The sequence below is a fragment of the Streptomyces acidicola genome, from assembly GCF_009377235.1.
Classification (GTDB): Bacteria; Actinomycetota; Actinomycetes; order Streptomycetales; family Streptomycetaceae; genus Streptomyces; species Streptomyces acidicola.
Genome location: NZ_VMNX01000009.1, coordinates 61,347 through 75,758, shown reverse-complemented (window position 1 = coordinate 75,758; position 14,412 = coordinate 61,347). Strand labels below are relative to the sequence as shown.

At 72.4% G+C, this 14,412-nt stretch carries 12 protein-coding genes; 8 read left to right on the top strand and 4 right to left on the bottom strand.

Annotated features, from left to right (window positions below):
• The 5 genes from FPZ41_RS05605 to FPZ41_RS05585 are packed head-to-tail and all read left to right on the top strand — an operon-like array spanning position 1 to position 6,245.
• Positions 1–957 (top strand): ABC transporter permease, encoded by a 957-nt coding sequence (locus FPZ41_RS05605; protein WP_152859706.1) that lies wholly within the window; start codon positions 1–3, stop codon positions 955–957.
• The gene (locus FPZ41_RS05600) at positions 954–1,847 is read left to right on the top strand and encodes an ABC transporter permease (RefSeq protein WP_152859704.1); all 894 of its coding nucleotides are present in this window, start codon (positions 954–956) and stop codon (positions 1,845–1,847) included. The genes FPZ41_RS05605 and FPZ41_RS05600 overlap by 4 nt, the downstream gene beginning before the upstream one ends.
• Positions 1,847–3,565 (top strand): dipeptide ABC transporter ATP-binding protein, encoded by a 1,719-nt coding sequence (locus FPZ41_RS05595; RefSeq protein ID WP_152859702.1) that lies wholly within the window; start codon positions 1,847–1,849, stop codon positions 3,563–3,565. Before FPZ41_RS05600 ends, FPZ41_RS05595 begins: the two co-directional genes overlap by 1 nt.
• Positions 3,562–5,592 (top strand): CocE/NonD family hydrolase, encoded by a 2,031-nt coding sequence (locus FPZ41_RS05590; protein WP_322619859.1) that lies wholly within the window; start codon positions 3,562–3,564, stop codon positions 5,590–5,592. Before FPZ41_RS05595 ends, FPZ41_RS05590 begins: the two co-directional genes overlap by 4 nt.
• Positions 5,589–6,245: a TetR/AcrR family transcriptional regulator gene (locus FPZ41_RS05585; protein WP_152859700.1), complete on the top strand. Its 657-nt coding sequence runs from the start codon at positions 5,589–5,591 to the stop codon at positions 6,243–6,245. The genes FPZ41_RS05590 and FPZ41_RS05585 overlap by 4 nt, the downstream gene beginning before the upstream one ends.
• Here FPZ41_RS05585 and FPZ41_RS05580 read toward each other — a convergent pair.
• From FPZ41_RS05580 to FPZ41_RS05570, 3 genes are all read right to left on the bottom strand, one after another.
• Complete coding sequence (locus FPZ41_RS05580; protein ID WP_152859698.1) at positions 6,238–7,158, bottom strand: SGNH/GDSL hydrolase family protein; 921 nt, start codon at positions 7,156–7,158, stop codon at positions 6,238–6,240. The two genes, FPZ41_RS05585 and FPZ41_RS05580, sit on opposite strands and share 8 nt — an antisense overlap.
• 156 nt (positions 7,159–7,314) lie before the next feature.
• Positions 7,315–7,950 carry a DUF3105 domain-containing protein gene (locus FPZ41_RS05575; protein ID WP_152859696.1) on the bottom strand — a complete coding sequence of 212 codons (636 nt, stop codon included), beginning with the start codon at positions 7,948–7,950 and terminating at the stop codon, positions 7,315–7,317.
• A gap of 93 nt (positions 7,951–8,043) precedes the next feature.
• Positions 8,044–8,502 (bottom strand): hypothetical protein, encoded by a 459-nt coding sequence (locus tag FPZ41_RS05570; protein ID WP_152859694.1) that lies wholly within the window; start codon positions 8,500–8,502, stop codon positions 8,044–8,046.
• A gap of 226 nt (positions 8,503–8,728) precedes the next feature.
• On the opposite strand from FPZ41_RS05570, the gene FPZ41_RS05565 reads away from it, so the two are divergent.
• Positions 8,729–11,650 (top strand): SpoIIE family protein phosphatase, encoded by a 2,922-nt coding sequence (locus FPZ41_RS05565; RefSeq protein ID WP_322619858.1) that lies wholly within the window; start codon positions 8,729–8,731, stop codon positions 11,648–11,650.
• Positions 11,651–11,681: 31 nt separating this feature from the next.
• Here the strand turns inward: FPZ41_RS05565 and FPZ41_RS05560 are convergent, their stop codons facing one another.
• Positions 11,682–12,698, bottom strand: a complete 1,017-nt coding sequence (locus FPZ41_RS05560; RefSeq protein ID WP_152859756.1) for a zinc-binding alcohol dehydrogenase family protein — start codon at positions 12,696–12,698, stop codon at positions 11,682–11,684.
• Between the two features lie 140 nt (positions 12,699–12,838).
• Here FPZ41_RS05560 and FPZ41_RS05555 point away from each other — a divergent pair, with 140 nt between their 5' ends.
• Complete coding sequence (locus tag FPZ41_RS05555) at positions 12,839–13,636, top strand: VOC family protein (RefSeq protein ID WP_152859690.1); 798 nt, start codon at positions 12,839–12,841, stop codon at positions 13,634–13,636.
• Positions 13,637–13,699: 63 nt separating this feature from the next.
• Complete coding sequence (locus tag FPZ41_RS05550) at positions 13,700–14,407, top strand: ribonuclease H family protein (RefSeq protein WP_152859688.1); 708 nt, start codon at positions 13,700–13,702, stop codon at positions 14,405–14,407.
• The last annotated feature ends 5 nt before the right edge of the window (positions 14,408–14,412 follow it).

Sequence of the window (14,412 nt, the reverse complement as noted above, 5' to 3'; positions counted from 1 at the left end):
ATGCTGTCCTTCGTCGCCCGACGGATCGCCGCCGCGCTGGGCACCCTCCTCCTCGCCTCCGTCCTGGTCTTCCTCGCCGTCCAGGCCCTGCCCGGCGACGTCGCCACCCAGGTCCTCGGCAAGGACGCCACCCCGGACGCCGTCGCCGCCCTGCGCGGGCAGCTCGGTCTCGACCGGCCCGCCTGGGAGCGGTACATCGACTGGGCGGGCGGTGCCCTCCACGGGGACTTCGGCACCTCGCTCGTCTCCGGCAAGGCGGTCGGCGGCGAGGTGGCCTCCTACCTCGGCAACTCCGCGCTGATCGCCCTCGTCACCGTCCTGTTCGCCGTCACCGGCTCGATCGTCCTCGGCGTCCTCGCCGGCCTGTACCGCGACCGCTGGCCGGACCATCTGATCTCCACGGCCAGTCTCGTCGGCATGAGCGTCCCCGAGTTCGTCGTCGCCACCGTGCTGGTGCTCTGCTTCTCGGTCGCTCTGCCCTGGTTCCCCGCGGTCGTCCTGTACGGCCCGGAGGCGAGCGTCGGTCAGCTCCTGCCCGCCGTCTGGCTGCCCGCACTGTCCCTCGCCATCGTCATGGCCGCCTACATCGTCCGTATGGCCCGCACCTCCGTCATCGACGTGATGGCGAGCGACTACGTCACCACGGCCCGCCTCAAGGGCCTGTCGACCTGGCGAGTCGTCACCCGGCACGCCCTGCCGAGCGCCCTCCTGCCCACCCTGCACGTCATCGCGCTCAACGTGGCCTGGCTCGTGGGAGGCGTCGCCGTCGTCGAGAACGTCTTCAACTACCCGGGCGTAGGCAAGCTGCTGCTCTCCTCGGTGCAGAACCGCGACCTGCCCGTCATCCAGGCCGTCGCGCTCGTCAGCGCCGTCGTCTACGTCACCTGCAACCTCGCCGCCGACCTCGGCGCCATGGCCCTCAACCCCAAGCTCCGTACGCGCGGGAGGACTCGATGACCACGCTCGACACCGCACCGGTGGCAGCCCCCGCCGCGGCTCCCGCGCGCGCCGTGCGCGTCTGGCGCACCCTCCGCTCCTCGCGCGCCGCCGTCATCGGACTGTCCGTCGTCGCCGTCCATGTGCTGATCGCGCTCCTCGCACCGCTCCTCACTACGTACGACCCCATAGCCAACAGCGCCGACGAGGCCCTCCTCGGGCCGAGCCGGCAGCACTGGGCGGGCACCGACCAGTACGGCCGTGACGTTCTCGCCCGTGTGCTGTACGGCGGCCGGTACGCGCTCGGCGTCTCCGTCACCGCGACCCTGCTGACCGTCGCGCTCGGCACCGTCATCGGATGCGCGGCCGCCCTGCGCGGAGGCCGGTTCGACGACGTACTGGGCCGGATCCTGGACGCGGTGCTGTCCGTGCCGGCGATCCTGACCCTGCTCGTCGTCGTGACCGCACTGGGTACGGGCCCTTCGGTCATCGTCCTCGCGATCGCCGTGGTGTACGTGCCCCAGGTCGTACGGGTCGTACGGGGTGCCGCTCTGGCCGTCGTACCGCAGGACTACGTCACGGCGGCGCGGGCGCGCGGCGAGGGCACCTGGGCGATCCTGCGCAGGGAGATCCTGCCGAACATCACCGACGTGGTGTGCGTGGAGTTCGCGATGCGGGCCTCCTGGGTCGTGCTGCTGATCTCCTCGCTGTCCTTCCTCGGCTTCGGCGCCGACCCGCCGACCCCCGACTGGGGACTGATGGTCGCCGAGAACCGCACCGCCATCACCGTCGTCCCGATGGCGAGCCTCGCGCCGATCATCGCCCTGGCCACGCTCGTGGTCGGGCTCAACCTCGCCGCCGACGGCCTGTCCAAGGCCTGGGGCGTGGACCGGATCAGGGAGGGCTCCTGATGACGCCGATCGTTTCCGTGAACTCCCTGTCCGTGGCCTACCGTTCGGGCGGCCGGGACGTGCCGGTCGTGCACGAGGTGACCCTGGAGGTCGCCAAGGGCCGGACACTCGCCCTCGTCGGCGAGTCCGGCAGCGGCAAGTCGACCGTGGCGGCCACCCTGCTCGGGCACCTGCGGCACGGCTCCCGGATCACCGGCGGCTCGGTGCACATCAAGGGCAGCGACGTCTTCGCCCTGCCCGCACGGGAGCTGAGGCGACTGCGCGGCGGGATGGTCGCCATGGTCGCGCAGAACGCCGGGCACGCGCTCACACCGTCCATGCGGATCGGACGGCAGATCGCGGAGGCGGGCGGCGACATCCCCGTCACGGACCTGCTGGAACAGGTCCGGCTGCCGCGCCCCGCCGAACTCGCCCGCCGCTACCCGCACGAGCTCTCCGGCGGCCAGCAGCAGCGCGTCGCCATCGCCATGGCCATCGCCGCCCGCCCCGACGTCCTCGTCCTCGACGAGCCGACGACCGGCCTCGATGTCGTCACCCAGCGCGGCGTCCTCGACCTGATCTCCGGCCTGCGTGACGAACTCGGCCTCGCCGCCGTCCTGGTGAGCCACGACCTCGGCGTCGTCGCGCACCTGGCCGACGAGGTCACCGTGCTGCGCTCCGGCCGGATCGTGGAGTCGGCGCCCACGCGCACACTCTTCGCGACGCCCCAGGACCCGTACACCAGAAAGCTGCTGGCGAGCGTCCCGCGTCTCGACGACGCCGGGCTCGCGCTCGTCGGCGAGGCGGGGGAGCGGGAGGTCCGCCCCAGGGCACAGGTGCCGGCCAACGCCCCGGTGGCCGTGTCCGCCCGCGACGTGACCGTCGACTACGGCTCCTCGCGCGCGGTGCACGGTGTCTCCTTCGACGTCCGCAGAGGCGAGGTCCTCGCGCTCGTCGGCGAGTCGGGCAGCGGGAAGTCCACGCTCGCCTGGACGCTCGCGGGCCTGCGCACCCCCTCCGGCGGCACCCTGATCCACGAGTCGGGCGACCTGGCACGCCCCGCCGAACGGCGGCCCCTGTCGCTGCGGTGCAGGGTCCAGCTCGTCTTCCAGAACGCCGACACCTCCCTGAACCCGCGCCGCTCCGTGGGCGACGCGGTGCGCCGCCCTCTGCAGCTCTTCGGTACGGTCACGAGTCCGGCCGAGGCCGCCGGGCGGGCCCGGAAGCTCATCTCCGACGTACGCCTGGACCCGGCTCTCGCCGACCGGCTGCCCGCCCAGCTCTCCGGCGGCCAGCGCCAGCGCATCGGCATCGCCCGGGCACTGGCGGGCGAACCGGACGTGCTGATCGCCGACGAGATCACCACCGCCCTCGACGTCTCCGTGCAGGCCGAGGTGCTCCGCCTCCTCGACGACCTGCGGCGCGAACGCGATCTGGCCTGCCTGTTCATCAGCCATGACCTGGCCGTCGTCCGGGGCATCGCGGACCGTGTGGCCGTGCTGCGGCACGGCGTGGTCGTCGAGGAGGGCCCGACGGAGGCGGTGTTCGCCTCGCCCGGACACCCCTACACCCGGCAGCTGATGGCGGCCGCCCTCGAACCCGACCCCGATGCCCTGCCCCCCGGCGACGACGTCACCGGCTGGGCCGACGCCGCCGAACCCGACGACCTGTGGACCAACCACGGCAATGGCCACCGGGTCCGCCGCTGGCGTCCCGCCCTCCTGGAAGGAAACCCGTGAAGTACCGCGAGCGGTTCGACCGGCCCGTTGTCCGTGAGGACGTCTGGATCCCCACCCGTGACGGCGCGACCCGTCTGCACGCCCGCATCTGGCGGCCCGCCGACGCCGAAGCCGAGCCCGTGCCCGCCCTCCTCGAATACCTGCCGTACCGCAAGAGCGACTGGACCGCGCCCCGCGACGCCCAGCGCCACCCCTGGTACGCCGGACACGGCTACGCCTCCGTACGCGTCGACATCCGCGGCCACGGCGACAGCGAGGGAACCCCCGGCGACGAGTACGACGCGCAGGAGCTCGCGGACGGCGTCGACGTCGTCAACTGGCTTGCCACGCAGCCCTGGTGCACCGGCAAAGTCGGCATGTTCGGCATCTCCTGGGGCGGCTTCAACTCCCTCCAGATCGCCGCCCTCGCCCCCGAACCCCTGAAGGCGATCGTCACCGTCTGCTCCACCGACGACCGCTACGACAACGACGTCCACTACACCGGAGGCGCCGTCCTCGGCATCGACATGCTCGCCTGGGCGGGCACCATGCTCGCCTTCGCCTCCCGGCCACCGGACCCGGCGAACGTCGGCGCCGACCGCTGGCTGCCGATGTGGCGGCAGCGCCTCGACGCCCTCGAACCCTTCCTGCACACCTGGCTGGACCACCAGCAGCGCGACGCCTACTGGCGGCACGGCAGCGTCTGCGAGGACTACGGCGCCATCGACGCGGCCGTCCTCGCGGTGGGCGGCTGGAACGACCCGTACCGCGACACCGTGCTCCGGCTGGTGGAACACCTGCCGGGCGACCGTGTACGCGGCCTGATCGGCCCGTGGTCGCACCAGTACCCGGACCGCGGTCTGCCGCCCGGCCCCGCGATCGGCTTCCTCCAGGAGACCCTCCGCTGGTGGGACCAGCACCTGAAGGACCAGGACACCGGGGTCATGGACGAGCCCCTGCTGCGCGCCTGGGTCACCGACCCGGTCCCGCCCGCCACGACGTACGACGTCCTGCCCGGCCGCTGGGTGGCCGAACGCCACTGGCCGTCCCCGACGGTCACCTGGGACGAACGCACTCTGGGCCCGGACCGCAGCCCCGTTCTCGTACGGTCCCCCCAGCACACCGGCCTCGACGCCGGACGCTTCTTCCCCTTCGGCAACGCGAGCGACCTGCCGCCCGACCAGCGCGAGGAGGACGGCCGGTCGGTCTGCTTCGACACGGAGCCCCTCACCGACCGGGTGGAGATCCTCGGCCGCCCGCGCCTGAGGCTCCGCCTCGACAGCACCACCCCGCGCGCTCACGTCATCGCCCGTCTCTGCGACGTCGCCCCCGACGGCTCCTCCACCCTCGTCACCCGCGGCGTCCTCAACCTGCTCTCGCGGCGCGGCCGCGACCGGGCCGTGGAATGGCAGCCGGGTACGTACGAGACGGTCGAGTTCGAGCTGAGCGGCATCGGGTACGCCTTCCCGCCGGGCCACCGCATCCGGGTCGCCGTGTCCGACACGTACTGGCCCTGGGTGTGGCCGCACGGCGAACGCGGCACGCTCAGCGTGGTCCCCGCCGGCAGCGCCGTACTCCTGCCCGTACGGGAGAGCGTCGACGAGCAGCCGATCCACTTCGAGGAGCCCGAGCAGGCGCTGCCGCTGCCGGTGACGTACGACCGGCCCACAGACCCGCGCCCCGAGCGGCTCGTGACACACGACGTGGCCACGGGGGAGTGGCGGCTGGAGGTCGACCCCAACTACGGGGGATCGCGCACCTACCCGGACGGGCTGCGCTACGAGGAGAGCGCGCTGGAGACGTACACGATCCGCTCCGACGACCCGCTCTCCGCCTCGGCCGTCTCCACGTGGACGATCCGGTTGCACCGCGAGAAGGAGAGTGGGGACGAGGGCGGGGACGCATGGCACGCCGAGATCGTTACCCGGACGGAACTGCGGGCGACGCGCACGGACTTCATCATGGACAGCCGCATCGAAGCACGGTCGAACGGAGAGACAGTGGTCAAGCGCCAGTGGCACCGCACCACCCCGAGGACATCCGGATGACGGCCTCCGAGTCGCGTCCCGCCGCCCGGACCCCGCGCCGCGCCGTCGCGGCCGCCGCCAGGACCCGCCAGCCCACCGAGGTTCGCCGCCGCCTCATCGCAGAGGCGGCCGTACCGCTGATCGCCGAGCGCGGCTACGCCTCGGTGGGCGTACGGGACGTCGCCGCCGCGGCCGGTGTGTCGGTGGGCACGGTCACCTATCACTTCGACAGTGTCCAGGAGGTCCTGTCCGAGGCGATGGTGCTGCACATCGAGGCGTACTACGCCGCGCTCAGCGAGGCCGCCAAGGAGGCCTCCGGCTCGGCCGAGGCGCTGCGGCTGCTGGTCGACGCGCTGTTCACCGAGGACACCGACCGGCACTGGCGCATGTGGTTCGACTACTGGAACGCAGGGGACCAGGACCCGGACCAGGGTTTCGCCCGCGGCCAGGCCGAGCGGTACGCGGCCTGGCACGACCAGATCCGGTCGCTCGCCGGGCGGGGCGTCGACGAGGGCGAGTTCACCTGCGACGACCTCGACGGATTCACCGCCCGGTTCGCCGCGCTCGCCGACGGCCTGGCGCTCCAGCGCCTGCGCCAGGCGCCGCCGCTCACCACGGAGGACGCCCGCCGGCATCTCAACCGGCTCATCGAGACGGAACTCCGGCTCACGTGACGTGCTTCCCGACCGTCCGCGTGATCTCCCGGGCGATGCGCACGATGCCGGGGGAGGGGACCGGGCAGGGCTTCGGGCTGGACGTGGTGGGTGCCAGGCAGAAGTGCAGGTAGTCGTCGTCGCGGTGCAGGGCGGTGCGGCCCTGAGACGGCTGCGTGCAGTACGCGGAGTGCTCCCGCTCGTACGCGGTGCACGGCAGGTACTGCGCCCAGGTGTAGCGACCCGAGGCCGGGCTCACCGCCCGGCCCGCGTCGGCGACGAGGTCGCCGGAGGCCTCGGCCTGTTGCCGGTAGAGGGAGTTGACGCGCCGCACCCGGTCGGGAGTGATGGGGTCCGGTCCTTGCAGCACCCAGACGACCCTCGGCCGCCGTGACCCGCCCGCGTCCGCGATCTGCTGCGTCAGCCGCTCGGCGTCGTCGGCGTACCGGGAGAAGTACGTGCCCTCGGCCTTGTCGTACGTGATGCCGTCCATGCAGGGTGTGTAGCCCCAGGCGTTGCCCCAGAACTGCAACACCACGACATCCGGGCGGAGTCGGCGTACGAGGACCGCGGCCTTGTCCTGCGCGGGCACCAGCGACCTGTCGTCGGTGCCCTCCAGGTAGTCGCACAGCGTGGTGCCCGGGTAGGGGGCGCCGGTGTAGCGGGCGTTCAGGTCGTCGCGGAGCTGCTGTGCGAGCACCTTCTGGTTCTCCACGGCGAGGGAGTCGCCGAGGTAGAGCACGACGGGTGCCTTCCGCGGGGCGGTCGGGGCGGTCGGCGCATCCGGGGCGGTCGGTGTGGCCGCCGCCCGCTGACGCGTCGTCGGCTCCGGGTCGCCGGGTGTGGGTGCCGTCTCGGGTCCGGACGTCGGATCCCCGCAGGCGCCCAGCAGCACCCCGGTGAGCAACATCCCCACGATCCACGGCTTCCGCATGCAGCGACTCCCGCCCCGCCACCGAAAGGGCTCCCCAGGCAAGCACAGGAGGGCCTTCGGGGGAAGAGACCCGTCGGTCACGGGGCGCCCGGTCGGGTTCCGGGGCGCCCCGCACACCTCAGTGACGCGTCAGAGATGCCTCAGGGACGTCGCGTCTCAGGGAGTCATCCCGCCGGTGCACGCGGCACCCGGCTCCGGCGTCTGCTCGCCCTGCACGTACTTGTCCAGGAACTTCTGGACCCGTGCGTCGGACGCCGAGTCCACCTTCAACTGCTTGCCCCACGCGCTGAGCACGACGGGCGACGACTGGTCCTCGTACGGGCTCATGAACGTGTACGACGTCCTGTTGACCATGTCGGCCAGCTTGGACACGTCCGCCTCGGACGCCTCGTCGTTGTAGGTGATCCAGACGGCGCCGTGCTCCAGGCCGTGCACCGCGTTCTCGTTCGGCACGGCCTTCGTGTAGACCTGCTTGTCGCAGTTGACCCACACCTGGTTGTGGTCGCCGCCGACGGGCGGGCTCATCGGGTAGTCGACCTGGGTCGTGACATGATTCTGGGTCAGCTTCGACCAGCTCTTCACGCCCTCGACCGGGGCGGCCTTCGCCTGCTCCTTCTCCTCGGCGGCGGCGAACAGGAACCACCCACCTCCGACGAGCCCGACGAGGATCACGATGGCGGCGCCGAGGGTGAGCAGACGGGCACGCCGCTCACGGGCCTGCTCGGCTCTGCGCAACTCCTCGACGCGGGCGCGGCGCTCCGCGCTTCTGGCCTTCGCGTTCGATTTACCCATGGAAATGTCCTTCTCCCCGCCGTGCCGTCTCCGGGCACGGCGGTGCTGCAGCTGTGTTCGGGTGGGATGACTGGCCGGTGCGTGCGGTACGGCCTAGACCCGAAGCAACTGCAGTTCGTGGAGATCCGGAGGGCGGGCGGCACCCGGCTCGCGGGACGGGTCGAGTGCCGCGGGACCCGTAGTGGTCGCCGGCTGCCCGGGCGACGCGGCCCGGTCGGCGCCCATGAGCGGCGGATGGCCGAGCACGCCATGGTGATCAGGGCTGTCGCAGTGGTGCTGCCCCGACCCCTCCTCACAGGGCTCCTGCTCCGCGTGCCGGGGCGCCACGACCTCAAGGCGCTCGCCCACGGTCGAGGAGGGGGCAGCCGTCAGAGGAGTGGACACCGGCGCGGACACCGGCGACGGCACCCGGGGCCCGGCGGCATCCGCTGTGGGCGCACTCAGGCAGAACAGCGCGAAGATCGCCGACACCACGAGGAGCACGAGCCAAAGACGCTCCCAGCCGTCATGGGCACGCGGCGACGCCGTACGACGCAACCGGGGACCGGGCATGGGACGCCTGACGACTCGGGGGACGGGAGGGCCCGCAGAGGAGAGCGAGCGCCGCCGAAATTATCAGACCGGCCTCGGATTACCGTGCGCAGGACCTGACCCCGTGGGCCCCGTGCGATGTTTGTGACTCGTGTCATACGAGGACTAGGGTGAAATTGCGCGGAGGATTACCCCGCCGGGCAAGCCGAGCGGCGGTGCGCCACGGGGCCGCCTCCGGGCGAGGGAAGTGATCCCGTTGTCCGTCGCCTGGGACGACATCGGCGGGCTCGTCGATGCCCATGAGCGTTTCCTGGCCGGGGCGCGGGTCGGCTCGGACGTCCGGGACTCGATACTCGACTCCTGGAAGCGTTGCCGCTCCGCGGGTCTCGAACCGCACCAACTGCTGATTCCCTACTCGCCGGACCTCGACGTCGAGGCCCCCTTCCTCAGCGCGGCCGACCCGGTCCTGGGCCAACTGACCGAATCGTTCGCGAACGTGAGCATGGCGGTCGTGCTCTGCGACGGGCAGGCCCGCATGGTGCGGCGGCAGGGCGGTGACCGTGCGTTGCGCGCCCGCCTCGACGAGGTGAACTTCGCTCCCGGCTTCTGCGCGTCCGAGGACGCCGCCGGCAACAACGGCGTCGGGACCGCGCTGGCCGAGCGGCGGGCCGTCTACGTCGTCGGCCGCGAGCACTTCGCCGACTGCCTGTCGCAGTTCGCCTGCGCCGGCGCACCCGTGCGGAACCCGCTCAGCGGGCGGATCGAGGCGATCCTCGACCTCACCTGCCTGCGCGACGACGGCGACCCCGCCATGGTGCGGCTGGTGCGTGAGGCCGCCCACGGCATCGAGGTCCGGCTGCTGGAACAGGCGACGGAACGGGAGCGGGCACTGCTCGCCGCGTACCGGACGGCCTCCTGGAGAAACGGCGGAGCCGGTGACCGGCCGCGGCAGCCCGAGCACCCGCCCGGGGAGTGGGCGAACGGCCACGACGGCGACGGTCTCGGCAGGCTCGACCTGGCGGTACTGCGCGAGAAGGCCGAGGAACTCATCGCCTCACCGCAGCGCACGCTCGACGAAGTGACCCTCTCCGGCGGCAGGGTGGCAACCCTGTCGCGGCGCCCGATCATGGGCGCGGCGGGTGAGACGGGAGCGGTCGTCGAGGCTCGTGTCCAGGGCGGCCCGCGCCTGCGCCACATCGAGCTCACCGCCCCGGCCGTGCCCGGCGGGGTGCCTGCGGGGAGCCTGACCGTGCCGCCCGGAACGGTACCGCCCGGAAAGCCGCTGCCCGGGACCTCGCCGACCGCGGCCGAGCGGACCACCCCGTCCGCACCACCACCCGCAGCCGCCATACGCGCGGTCGCCCCACCGCCCCCGCCGACGGCACCGGCGGCGCTCGCCCCCACCGTGGTCCTGCCGGAAGGCGACGCCGGAGACTCCGACGCGGAGGAATGGCTGCTGCTCCTGGGGGAGCCCGGAGTCGGCAGGCTGGCCGTGCTGGCCCGCAGGCGCCTGGAACTGCTGCACGACGCCAGCGTCCGCATCGGCACCACCCTGGACGTGACCCGTACCGCCGAGGAACTGACGGAGGTGACCGTCCCCCGGTTCGCCGACTTCGCCGCCGTCGACCTGCCCGACTCCGTGCTGCACGGCGACGAGCCCGGGCCGCTCGGCCCCGGCGCCATGCTGCGCAGGGTCGCGCTGGACTCCATCCACGAGGGTTCCCACCTGTACGAGGTCGGCGACCTGTTCCGGTACCTCGCCTCCACGCCGCAGGCCCGCAGCTGGGAGACCGGACAGTCGGTGCTCGAACCCGTACTGTCCGAGGCCAGCGGCTGGCTCGCCCAGGACCCGGCACGGCTCCAAAGGGTGCTGGCGGCCGGCATCCACTCTCTGATCACGGTGCCGCTGCGGGCGCGCGGCACGACCCTCGGCCTGGTGAGCTTCTACCGCTCCGAGGAGCCCGCCCCCTTCGAGGACGACGACCTGTCCCTGGCCCAGGAACTGGTCGGCCGGGCCGCGATCAGCATCGACAACGCCCGCCGTTACACCCGCGAGCACAACACCGCGCTCGCCCTGCAACGCAGCATGCTGCCCCGTGGGCGGCCCGAACAGAGCGCCGTCGAGGTCGCCTACCGGTATCTGCCCGCGCAGGCCGGGGTGGGCGGCGACTGGTTCGATGTCATCCCGCTGTCCGGCGCACGGGTGGCGCTGGTGGTGGGCGACGTCGTCGGCCACGGCCTGCACGCCGCCGCCACCATGGGCCGCCTGCGCACGGCCGTGCACAACTTCTGCTCCCTGGACCTGCCGCCCGACGACCTCCTCACCCACCTCGACGACCTGGTCGGACGGCTCGACCGGGGCGAGGGCTGGGCGGTGGAGGGCACCCATCCCGACTCCGGCATCGTCGGCGCCACCTGCCTGTACGCGGTCTACGACCCGGTGTCCCGGCACTGCACCCTCACCCGCGCCGGACACCCGCTCCCCGCGATCGTCGGCCCCGACGGAGCGGTGGACTTCGTCGACCTGCCGTCCGGCCCGCCCCTCGGCCTCGGCGGACTGCCCTTCGAAACCGTCGACATGGAACTGGCCGAGGGCAGCCAGCTTGTCCTCTACACCGACGGTCTGATCGAGGACCGGCACCGGGACATCGACTCCGGCCTGGACAAACTCCGCACCGTCCTGGCCCGCTCCGACCGGGCACCCGAGGACACCTGCGAGGCGGTCCTCGACGCCCTGCTCCCGGCCCGCCCGAGCGACGACGTGGCCCTGCTCGTCGCCCGCACCCACGCCCTGGGCCCGGACCGCGTCGCCCAGTGGGACTTCCCCAGCGACCCGGCGATGGTCCCCCGCGCACGCGTGGCGGTCACCGGCCAACTGTCCGCCTGGAACCTCGAGGACCTCTCCTACACGACCGAACTCGTCGCCAGCGAACTGGTCACCAACGCCATCCGCCACGCCACCGGCCCCGTCCAGCTCCGCCTACTCCGCGACCGCACCCTCATCTGCGAGGTCTCCGACGGCAGCAGTACCTCCCCTCGCCTCCGCCGTGCCCGCACCGAGGACGAGGGCGGCCGCGGCCTGTTCCTGACAGCCCAGCTCACCGGCCGCTGGGGCACCCGCTACACCCCCGACGGCAAGATCATCTGGGCGGAGCAGCCCCTGCCGTGAGCGGGCGCCGGGACGGCGCTGGGACCGCTGGTCAGAGCCGCGCCGGAAGGTCGTTGACCAGCACGGCCGCCCCGTCGAAGTGGCCCTCCTTGAGATCCCGCAGCGCCCGCAGCGCCTCGGACAGCGGGTAGGTGTGCGTCGTCGCCCGTACGCCGTAGCGCGCCGCCAGCGCCAGGAACTCCCGTCCGTCCTCACGGGTGTTGGACGTGACGCTGCGCAGATCCTTCTCGTAGAACAGCTCGCTCTCGTAGCGCAGCGGAGGCGTGTCGCTGAGGTGGATCCCGGCGACCGACAGCACTCCGCCCCTGTCCAGCGCGCGCAGCGCCACCGGCACCAGATCGCCCACCGGGGCGAACAGGATCGCGCTGTCCAGCGGCTCGGGCGGCATGTCGTACGCGTCGACCGCGGACGCGCACCCCAGCTCCAGAGCGAGCCGCCGGGCGGCCGCACCCCGCGTCATCACGTGCACGGTCGCCCCCTGCGCCAGCGCCAGCTGCGCACACAGATGCGCACTCCCGCCGAACCCGTACAGCCCGAGCCGTCCGCCCGACGGCAGCGCGGCCCGCCGCAGCGCCCGGTAGCCGATGATGCCCGCGCAGAGCAGCGGCGCCAGCGCCACGTCGTCGACGTCCCCGGGCAGCCGGTACGCGAACGCGGCCGGAACAGTCGTGTACTCCGCGTAACCGCCGTCGGCGTCCCAGCCCGTGTACGTGGAGGCCGGGCACAGGTTCTCGGAACCGCGCAGGCAGTACGCGCACGTGCCGTCGGTGCGCCGCAGCCAGGCCACACCCACGCGGTCGCCCAGTGCGTAGTCGCGGACGTCGTCGCCGATGGCCGCCACCACACCCACCACCTCGTGCCCCGGTGTCACCCCCGGTCGGTGTACAGGCAGGTCGCCCTCGCTGACGTGCAGGTCCGTGCGGCACACCCCGCACGCGCGGACGTGCACGAGCAGTTCGTCGGACCGCGGCACCGGCACCGGCCTCTGGACGAAGCGCAACGGCCCGCCCTCGATCAGCCCGGGCCGGGCCAGCTCCCACGCCTGCATCATCCCGTCCTCCCGTCGACGACGACCGGAGCCCCTCCACCAGTCTGCCGCGCCCAGTCCCGTTCGGCGCGCGGCCCGGTCCGACCCTGACTAGCGTGAGACGAGGCACACCATCCGTCGAACCGAAGAGAGCCACAGCCATGGCACTGACTCAAGAGGGAACGCCCTGCTGGGCCGACGCGATGTTCAGCGACGTCGAGGGGGCCAAGCGCTTCTACGGCGACGTACTCGGCTGGACGTTCGGCGAGGCGTCGTCGGAATACGGCAACTACACGCAGGCGTACGTCGACGGCAAGTCGGTCGCCGCCGTCGTCCCGCCGATGCCTGGCGCGGAGGGACAGTCCGCCTGGTGCGTGTACCTGGCCTCGGCGGACGTCAAGGCCACCGCGGCCAAGGTCCGCGAGAACGGCGGCGAGGTACTGATGGAGCCGATGCAGGTCGGTGACTTCGGCTCGATGCTGCTGGCCCGTGACCCGAGCGGCGTCGTCTTCGGCGCCTGGCAGGCGGGCGTCCACAAGGGCTTCGAGGTGACGGGCGTGCCCGGCGCGTACGCCTGGTGCGAGATCTTCACCCGCGAGCCCGAGAAGTCCGACGCATTCTTCCCGGCCGTCTTCGGCTACGGCGCGAAGCAGCTGAAGGACCCCGAGGTCGACTTCCGCATCTTCGACGTCGGCGGGAACACGGTCATGGGCCGTATGAAGATGACGGAGGACTTCCCGCCGCAGGTACCGCCGTACATCAACATCTACTTCACCGTCCAGGACTGCGACGCGACGGTCAAGAGCGCGACCGAGCGGGGCGGCATTCTCCGCTTCGGCCCGGTGACCACGCCGTTCGGCCGTTTCGCGGCCCTCAGCGACCCGCAGGGCGCGTCGTTCTCCGTCATCGACCCGAGCACCACCGAGGGCCGGATGCCGGGGACGAGCGACGTGACCTGAACCCTCCGGTGGCACCGGCGGCGGACACCGGGCCCGTGGACGGGCCGGGTTCCGGTTCGTGGCATGATCGGACTCATGCTGGAACGTGTAGTGGCCGCCTGTGACGGGGCGTCGAAGGGGAACCCCGGACCGGCCGGATGGGCCTGGGTCGTCGCCGATGCCGAGGAGACCCCCACCCGCTGGGAGGCCGGCCCGCTGGGCAAGGCCACCAACAACGTCGCCGAACTCACGGCCTTGGAGCGGCTGCTCACGGCCACCGACCCGGACGTACCGCTTGAGGTCCGCATGGACTCGCAGTACGCGATGAAGGCGGTCACGACGTGGCTGCCCGGCTGGAAGCGCAACGGCTGGCGGACGGCCGCCGGCAAGCCCGTCGCCAACCAGGAGCTCGTCGTGCGCATCGACGAGCTGCTCGCAGGGCGCTCGGTCGACTTCCGCTACGTTCCCGCCCACCAGATCGACGGCGACCGCCTCAACGACTTCGCCGACCGCGCCGCGAGCCAGGCGGCCACCGTCCAGGAGTCGGCCGGAAGCGAGCTGGGCTCCCCGGAGCCACCGCCCGCACCGGCCGGCGGCGCCGCTTCGGCGAAGCCGAAGAAGACCGCCGCCCGCCGGGGCGCCTCGTCGCGTACGAGTTCCCGCACGATCAAGGCGAAGTTCTCCGGCCGCTGCATGTGCGGCCGCTCGTACGCGGCGGGCGAGCCCATCGCGAAGAACGACCAGGGGTGGGGCCACCCGGAGTGCCGTACGACAGCGGCGGCGGGCGCGTAACGGGG

Excerpts from the sequence above, each read along its gene's own strand:
- FPZ41_RS05595 (WP_152859702.1), top strand. The coding sequence starts at position 1,847 with ATGACGCCGATCGTTTCCGTGAACTCCCTGTCCGTGGCCTACCGTTCG.
- FPZ41_RS05555 (WP_152859690.1), top strand. The coding sequence starts at position 12,839 with ATGGCACTGACTCAAGAGGGAACGCCCTGCTGGGCCGACGCGATGTTC.
- FPZ41_RS05585 (WP_152859700.1), top strand. The coding sequence starts at position 5,589 with ATGACGGCCTCCGAGTCGCGTCCCGCCGCCCGGACCCCGCGCCGCGCC.
- FPZ41_RS05550 (WP_152859688.1), top strand. The coding sequence starts at position 13,700 with ATGATCGGACTCATGCTGGAACGTGTAGTGGCCGCCTGTGACGGGGCG.
- FPZ41_RS05570 (WP_152859694.1), bottom strand. The coding sequence starts at position 8,502 with ATGCCCGGTCCCCGGTTGCGTCGTACGGCGTCGCCGCGTGCCCATGAC.
- FPZ41_RS05605 (WP_152859706.1), top strand. The coding sequence starts at position 1 with ATGCTGTCCTTCGTCGCCCGACGGATCGCCGCCGCGCTGGGCACCCTC.
- FPZ41_RS05560 (WP_152859756.1), bottom strand. The coding sequence starts at position 12,698 with ATGCAGGCGTGGGAGCTGGCCCGGCCCGGGCTGATCGAGGGCGGGCCG.
- FPZ41_RS05600 (WP_152859704.1), top strand. The coding sequence starts at position 954 with ATGACCACGCTCGACACCGCACCGGTGGCAGCCCCCGCCGCGGCTCCC.
- FPZ41_RS05575 (WP_152859696.1), bottom strand. The coding sequence starts at position 7,950 with ATGGGTAAATCGAACGCGAAGGCCAGAAGCGCGGAGCGCCGCGCCCGC.
- FPZ41_RS05580 (WP_152859698.1), bottom strand. The coding sequence starts at position 7,158 with ATGCGGAAGCCGTGGATCGTGGGGATGTTGCTCACCGGGGTGCTGCTG.